Origin of the sequence: Streptomyces roseochromogenus subsp. oscitans DS 12.976 (assembly GCF_000497445.1) — a bacterium.
GTDB classification, from domain to species: domain Bacteria; phylum Actinomycetota; class Actinomycetes; order Streptomycetales; family Streptomycetaceae; genus Streptomyces; species Streptomyces oscitans.
Map to the genome: position 1 here is coordinate 7812372 of NZ_CM002285.1, position 6777 is coordinate 7819148.

Below are 6777 nucleotides of genomic sequence, written 5' to 3' on the forward strand. Positions count from 1 at the left end.
GCTGTCCGGGGCCGGGACTACGGCCGTCCGGCCATGCCCCGTGCGGCTGCTGTGACCAGGGCCGACATCACCCGCAGGTCCTCGCCCATCTCGGGGTGCCACTGCACGCCCAGCACCCAGCCCCGGTCCGCGGGCAGTTCGACCGCCTCCACCGTGCCGTCCGCCGCGTAGGCCGACGGCACCAGTCCCGCGCCGAGCCGGTCCACGGCCTGGTGGTGGTAGGTGGGCACGGTCGTCTCCTCCGGGACGATCCCGGCGTACAGGGTCCCCGGTACCGGCTTCACCGGGTGGCCGCCGAACACGCCGACCACCTCCGCGTGCCCCTCCAGGTGCTGGACCAGCGTGCCGCCGAGCGCCACGTTCAGCAGTTGCATGCCCCGGCAGATGCCCAGCACCGGCATTCCGGCGTCCAACGCGGCCTCGATCAGGGCCAGTTCCCAGGTGTCGCGGGCCACGGCGGGCGGACCCGTTCGGGGCTCGCGCTCGGCGCCGTACCGGGCCGGGTCCACGTCCGGGCCGCCCGCGATGACCAGCCCGTCCAGCCGGGCCACGGTCTCCGCCGCGCTCTCGGGCACGTCCGGCGGCAGCATGCAGGCCAGCCCGCCGGCCCGCTGCACCAGCCGTGGATAGCCGGCCGGCAGCAGCGCCGCGTCCAGCTCCCACACGCCCCAGCGCGCGCCGGACTCCAGATATGTGCTCACGCCGATCAGTGGCCGTACGGTCATGCTGCCCTCCCCGGCAGTCAAAGGTTCACCGTCACACCTTTGCAGAGCGCGCTTATGCCAGGAAGCCCCGCAGCAGCGCCGCCGTGCCCGCGCAGTGCTCGCGCATCATCTCCCGAGCGCCGTCCGCGTCCCCGTCCAGCACCGCCTCCACCAGCGCGCTGTGCTGGCGCTGCGAGTGCTCCAGGTTGCGTACCAGCAGCGGGATGCAGTCCAGCAGGTCGTTCACCGTGGCCCGGACCGCCGCGTACTGCGCGGTCAGGGAGGGGGAGCCGCACAGCTCGGCCAGTGTCAGGTGCAGCAGCGTGTCCAGGCGGCGGTAGTCGGCGAGCGGGGCGTCGTGCGTGCGGGCCAGCGCCTCGCGCAGCCGGTCCGCCTGCTCGGCCGTCAGTCCGTGCGCCGCACACAGGCCGGCCGCGCCCACCTCCAGGACCTCGCGGAACCGGAGTACGTCCTCGATGTCGACCGACGCGATCCGCCGCCGTAGCTCGTCCTCGCCGCCTGCGTCCGTGCGCGGCAGGACGAACGTTCCGCCGTAGCGCCCGCGCCGCGCCTCCACCAGCCCCTGGTCCTGGAGCACCTTCAGCACCTCGCGCAGCGTCACCCGGCTGATCCCGAGCCGCTCCGCCAGCTCCCGCTCGGCCGGCAGCCGCTCACCGCCCGGCACCAGGCCGAGCCGCACGACCTGGAGGATCTGCTCCAGTGCCTCCTCGAAGCCGTTGCCCGCCCGCACCGGACGCAGCACCGGAGCGAGCCCGTCGACCCCCGGCGTATGCGTCCCCTGCCACTCCGTCTCCCGCGACATTCGCCGTACCCCCTTCCCAAGCAATGGTTCTGAGCAATACCTTATGGCTCCCGGCCCGGCCGAAAAAGCGCGAAGGCGCCGAAGGAGGCTCTCCCGTGGCAGACCGCACACCCCCGCTCGGCGTCGAGGAACTGCACGCCCTCGTCGCGAGCGGTGAGATCGACACTGTCGTCCTGGCCTTCCCCGATATGCAAGGGCGCCTCCAGGGCAAGCGGTTCGCCGCCCGCTTCTTCCTCGACGAGGTCCTGCACCACGGCACCGAGGGCTGCAACTACCTCCTCGCCGTCGACACCGAGATGAACACCGTCGACGGCTACGCGATGTCCTCCTGGGACCGCGGCTACGGCGACTTCGCCATGCGTCCCGACCTGTCGACCCTGCGCCGTATCCCCTGGCACCCCGGCACCGCCCTGCTCGTCGCGGACCTCGCCTGGAACGACGGCTCCCCGGTCGTCGCCGCGCCCCGCCAGATCCTGCGCCGGCAGCTGGAACGGCTCGCCGAGCTGGGCTACAGCGCCCAGGTCGGCACCGAGCTGGAGTTCATCGTCTTCAAGGACAGCTACGAGGCGGCCTGGGACGCGGGCTACCGGGGGCTCACGCCCGCCAACCAGTACAACATCGACTACTCCATCCTCGGCACCGGCCGCATCGAGCCCCTGCTGCGCCGACTGCGCAACGACATGGCCGGCGCCGGCCTCACCGTCGAGTCGGCCAAGGGCGAGTGCAACCCCGGCCAGCACGAGATCGTCTTCCGCTACGACGAGGCCCTCGTCACCTGCGACCAGCACGCGCTGTACAAGACCGGCGCGAAGGAGATCGCCGCCCAGGAGGGCGTCTCGATCACCTTCATGGCCAAGTACAACGAGCGCGAGGGCAACTCCTGTCACATCCACCTCTCCCTCGCCGGCGCCGACGGCAACAACGCCATGGCCGGAGACGGCCCCGGCGGCATGTCCGACGTCATGCGGCACTTCCTCGCCGGACAGCTCGCCGCACTGCGCGACTTCTCGCTCCTCTACGCCCCGAACATCAACTCCTACAAGCGGTTCCAGCCGGGCTCCTTCGCCCCCACCGCCGTGGCGTGGGGCCACGACAACCGCACCTGCGCCCTCCGCGTGGTCGGCCACGGCCGGTCCCTGCGCTTCGAGAACCGCCTCCCCGGCGGCGATGTGAACCCCCATCTCGCCGTCGCCGGACTCGTCGCGGCCGGCCTGTACGGCATCGAGCAGAAACTCGAACTGCCCGAGCCCTGCCCCGGCAACGCCTACACCGCCGGCCTCGCACACGTCCCGACCACCCTGCGCGAGGCAGCCGAGCTGTGGGAGAACAGCCCCATCGCGAAGGCGGCCTTCGGCGACGAGGTGGTCGCGCACTACGCCAACATGGCGCGCGTCGAGCTGGAGGCCTTCGACGCCGCGGTCACCGACTGGGAGCTGCGCCGCTCCTTCGAACGCCTGTGAACCAGCCTGTGAAAGGTCAATTCGTGTCCGACTCAGACGAGTTGAGGGTCCTCAACCCCGCCACGGAAGAGGTCCTGGCCACCGTGCCCGCCGCGAGCGCGGAGGACGTGGCCGCCGCCGTCGTACGGGCCGTCCGCGCCCAGCGCGGATGGGCCGCACTCGCCCCCGCCGACCGGGCTCGGCTGCTCCGCCGTTTCGCGGACGTGGTCGACGCCCACACCGAGGAACTCGCCCAGCTGGAGGTCCGCGAGGCCGGGCACACCGTCGGCAACGCGCGCTGGGAGGCGGGCAACGCCCGCGACCTGCTGCTGTACGCGGCCGGCGGCGCCGAACGCATCCTCGGCCAGCAGATCCCCGTGCCCGGCGGCTGGAACATCACCTTCCAGGAGCCGTTGGGTGTCGTCGGAGTGATCGCCCCCTGGAACTTCCCCATGCCGATCGCCGCCTGGGGCTCCTTCCCGGCGCTCGCGGCCGGCAACGCGGTCGTCCTCAAGCCCGCCGAGACCACCCCGCTCACCGCGCTCCGCCTCGCCGAACTCGCCCTGGAGGCGGGTCTGCCCGAGCACGTCTTCCAGGTGCTGCCCGGCTACGGCCACATCGCCGGACGCGCCCTGGTGGACCACCCGGACATCGCCAAGATCGTGTTCACCGGCTCCACCCGCACCGGCCGCGAGGTCATGGAGCGCTGTGCCCGCCTGGTCAAACCGGTCACCCTGGAACTCGGCGGCAAGAGCCCCAACGTCGTCTTCGCCGACGCCGACCTCACCGCCGCCCTCGACCCGTTCTCGTTCCTGGACAACTCCGGCCAGGACTGCTGCGCCCGCACCCGCATCCTGGTCCAGGAGTCCCGCTACGACGAGGCCCGCGAGTTCCTCGCCGACGCGCTGGCCAATGTCGTCGTGGGCGACCCGGCCGACGAGAAGACGCAGATGGGTCCGCTGATCTCCGGTCAGCAGCTGGAGCGCGTACGGTCCTACGTCCCCGCGGACGCCCCGGCCCTGCGCGGCAGCGCCCCTGACGGCCCCGGCTTCTGGTTCCCGCCGACCGTCCTCACGGGGGAGCGGCACGACAGCGCGGCGGCCCGCGAGGAGATCTTCGGCCCGGTCGCCGTCCTCCTCCCTTTCACCGACGAGCAGGACGCGATCCGCCTCGCCAACGACACTCCCTACGGCCTCTCCGGCTCCCTGTGGACCCGGGACCTCGGCCGCGCCCTGCGCCTCTCCCAGGCCGTCCGCGCGGGCAACCTGTCCGTCAACTCCCACTCCAGCGTCCGCTACTGGACCCCGTTCGGCGGCTTCAAGCAGTCCGGCCTCGGCCGCGAACTGGGCCCCGACGCCCTGACCGCCTTCACCGAAACCAAGAACGTCTTCATCAGCGACGTCTCCCACAGCACGGAGGGCCCCGCACAGTGACCGCAGAATCTGTTTGCCGCCGCCTGGTCGGCCGTACCGCCGTCGTCACCGGAGCCGGCAGCGGCATCGGCCTCGCCACCGCCCGCCGGCTCGCCTCCGAGGGCGCCCACGTGATCTGCGCGGACGTGGACGAGGCCCGCGGCAAGGCCGCCGCCGACGAGGTGGGCGGACTCTTCGTGAAGGTCGACGTCACCGACCCCGAGCAGGTCGAGGCGCTGTTCAAGACGGCGTACGACACCTACGGCAGCGTCGACATCGCCTTCAACAACGCCGGAATCTCCCCGCCCGACGACGACTCCATCCTGGAGACCGGCCTGGAGGCCTGGAAGCGCGTCCAGGAGGTCAACCTCACCTCCGTCTACCTGTGCTGCAAGGCCGCCATCCCCTATATGCGCCGGCAGGGCAAGGGCTCCATCATCAACACCGCGTCCTTCGTGGCGCGGATGGGCGCGGCCACGAGCCAGATCTCGTACACCGCCTCCAAGGGCGGCGTGCTGGCCATGTCCCGCGAGCTGGGCGTGCAGTTCGCCCGCGAGGGCATCCGCGTGAACGCCCTGTGCCCGGGCCCGGTCAACACCCCGCTCTTGCAGGAGCTGTTCGCGAAGGACCCGGAGCGGGCCGCGCGGCGTCTCGTCCACATCCCGGTCGGCCGGTTCGCCGAGGCCGAGGAGATCGCCGCCGCCGTCGCCTTCCTGGCCAGCGACGACTCCTCCTTCGTCAACGCCACCGACTTCCTGGTGGACGGCGGCATCGCGGGCGCGTACGTCACGCCGCTGTAGAGCCACGGCCCGTCAGAGGAAGGTGTGCCCCTCACCCCGGTAGGTCGGTACGGTCGCGGTCACCGCGTTCCCCTCGACGAGATGCAGCTTCTCGAACCGCTCACACAGCTCGCCCGCCTTGGCGTGCCGGAACCACACCTTGTCGCCGATGAGGAGGTCGTCGGCGGGCGAGCCCAGCAACGGGGTCTGCACCTCGCCGGGGCCTTCCTGCGGGTCGTACCTCAGGCCCTCGGGCAGGTACGGCACCGGCAGCCGGTCGGGACCGGCCGCACCGGAGGCCGGATACCCGCCGCCGAGCACGGTGACCACCCCGACACCCGGCCGTCGCACGACGGGCTGGGCGAACAGGGCCGCCGGGCGGCCGGTGAAGGACGTGTAGTTGTCGAAGAGCCGCGGCACATACAGCCCCGAACCGGCCGCGATCTCGGTCACGGCGTCCTCGGCGGCGGTGTGCTGCACACTGCCCGTGCCACCGCCGTTGACGAACTCCAGGCCGGGTACGACGGCCCGCACCGCACGCACGACCGCGGCCCGCCGCTCGGCCAGTTCCCGGCGGGCCGCCGCCTGCATCAGCCGGATGGCCCGCGACCGCAGCGGCCGCCCGGCCAGCGAGTCCCCGACCCCCGCGATATGCCCCTCGTACGCCATGATCCCCACCAGCCGGAATCCCGGCCGCCGGGCCACCGAGCCGGCCAGCTCGGCGAGTTGGGCGGGGGAGCGCAGCGGAGAGCGCAGGGCCCCGACCCGGACCCGGCCGCCCAGCAGCTTCAGCGAGGTGTCCAACTCCAGGCAGACCCGGATGAGTTCACGCCCGCCGTCGCGGGCCGCGTCGATGAGGTCGAGGTGCGCCGGATCGTCCACCATCACGGTCACCGCACCGGCGAGCTTGGGATCGGCGGCCAGTTCAGCGAAGCCGCTCCGGTCGGCGGACGGATAGGCCAGCAGGATGTCGTCGAACCCGGAACGGACGAGCCACAGCGACTCGGCCAGGGTGAACGACATGATGCCCTGGAAGCCGTCCTTGGCCAGAGCCCGCTCCAGCAGGGCCCGGCAGCGCACGGACTTGCTGGCGATTCGGACCGGCTTGCCCGCGGCCCGGCGGACGAGATCGGCCGCGTTGGCGTCGAAGGCGTCCAGGTCCACGATCGCGAGAGGGGCGTCGAGATGGGCGGTGGCCCGGTCGTAACGGGCCCGATCAGCGGCACGCGCAGTCATGACGGAAGCGTGCCAGACAGGATTACCGCAGGGTAGGGGGACGTTCCGGGCAGATGCCCCGCCGCCCCGGACTGGTTCTGATTCCGGCCCCGACAACCCGTAGAGTGACGCGCACGTACGGCGGAACGCGCCCGGCCGCTTCACCTGAACCGGGATGCCGGTCCGGCCGTACGGGTATGCGTGCCCGGACGGAGCTTCCACCCCGGGCGCGGCCGAGCAGCGCAGCGGCCCGCGTACGCGAAGACGCACCGGGCACGAGGAAACGGGGGGTGCATGAGCACGGAAGCGCGCCAAGCCCCGGTGCCACCTCGGCCATCGGCTCCGCCGGGTGCGTCGTCCGCGCAGGGTGCGTCGTCCTCGCAGGCTCAGCCGGGCCGGTCGACT

General features: G+C 72.1%; 6 protein-coding genes. 3 read left to right on the plus strand and 3 right to left on the minus strand.

The window, feature by feature from the left end; all coding sequences use genetic code 11:
* Positions 1 to 17: 17 nt before the first annotated feature.
* Both M878_RS83415 and M878_RS83420 read right to left on the minus strand, forming a co-directional pair.
* On the minus strand, positions 18 to 725 hold the full coding sequence (locus tag M878_RS83415; RefSeq protein ID WP_023551966.1) for a gamma-glutamyl-gamma-aminobutyrate hydrolase family protein: 708 nt from the start codon (positions 723 to 725) through the stop codon (positions 18 to 20).
* 52 nt (positions 726 to 777) lie between these two features.
* Entirely contained in the window at positions 778 to 1527 is a 750-nt protein-coding gene (locus tag M878_RS83420) for a FadR/GntR family transcriptional regulator (protein WP_023551967.1), read from the minus strand.
* 95 nt (positions 1528 to 1622) lie between these two features.
* Between M878_RS83420 and M878_RS83425 the strand changes: the two genes are divergently transcribed.
* From M878_RS83425 to M878_RS83435, 3 genes are read left to right on the plus strand one after another with little or no spacing between them, the layout of a single operon-like run.
* Positions 1623 to 2987 (plus strand): glutamine synthetase family protein, encoded by a 1365-nt coding sequence (locus M878_RS83425; RefSeq protein WP_023551968.1) that lies wholly within the window; start codon positions 1623 to 1625, stop codon positions 2985 to 2987.
* 23 nt (positions 2988 to 3010) lie between these two features.
* Positions 3011 to 4399 (plus strand): aldehyde dehydrogenase family protein, encoded by a 1389-nt coding sequence (locus M878_RS83430; protein WP_023551969.1) that lies wholly within the window; start codon positions 3011 to 3013, stop codon positions 4397 to 4399.
* A complete protein-coding gene (locus M878_RS83435) occupies positions 4396 to 5178 on the plus strand; it encodes a 3-oxoacyl-ACP reductase (RefSeq protein WP_023551970.1) in 783 nt (260 codons plus the stop codon). Before M878_RS83430 ends, M878_RS83435 begins: the two co-directional genes overlap by 4 nt.
* Before the next feature lie 12 nt (positions 5179 to 5190).
* Here the strand turns inward: M878_RS83435 and M878_RS83440 are convergent, their stop codons facing one another.
* Positions 5191 to 6393: an amino acid deaminase/aldolase gene (locus tag M878_RS83440; RefSeq protein WP_023551971.1), complete on the minus strand. Its 1203-nt coding sequence runs from the start codon at positions 6391 to 6393 to the stop codon at positions 5191 to 5193.
* Positions 6394 to 6777 lie beyond the last annotated feature (384 nt).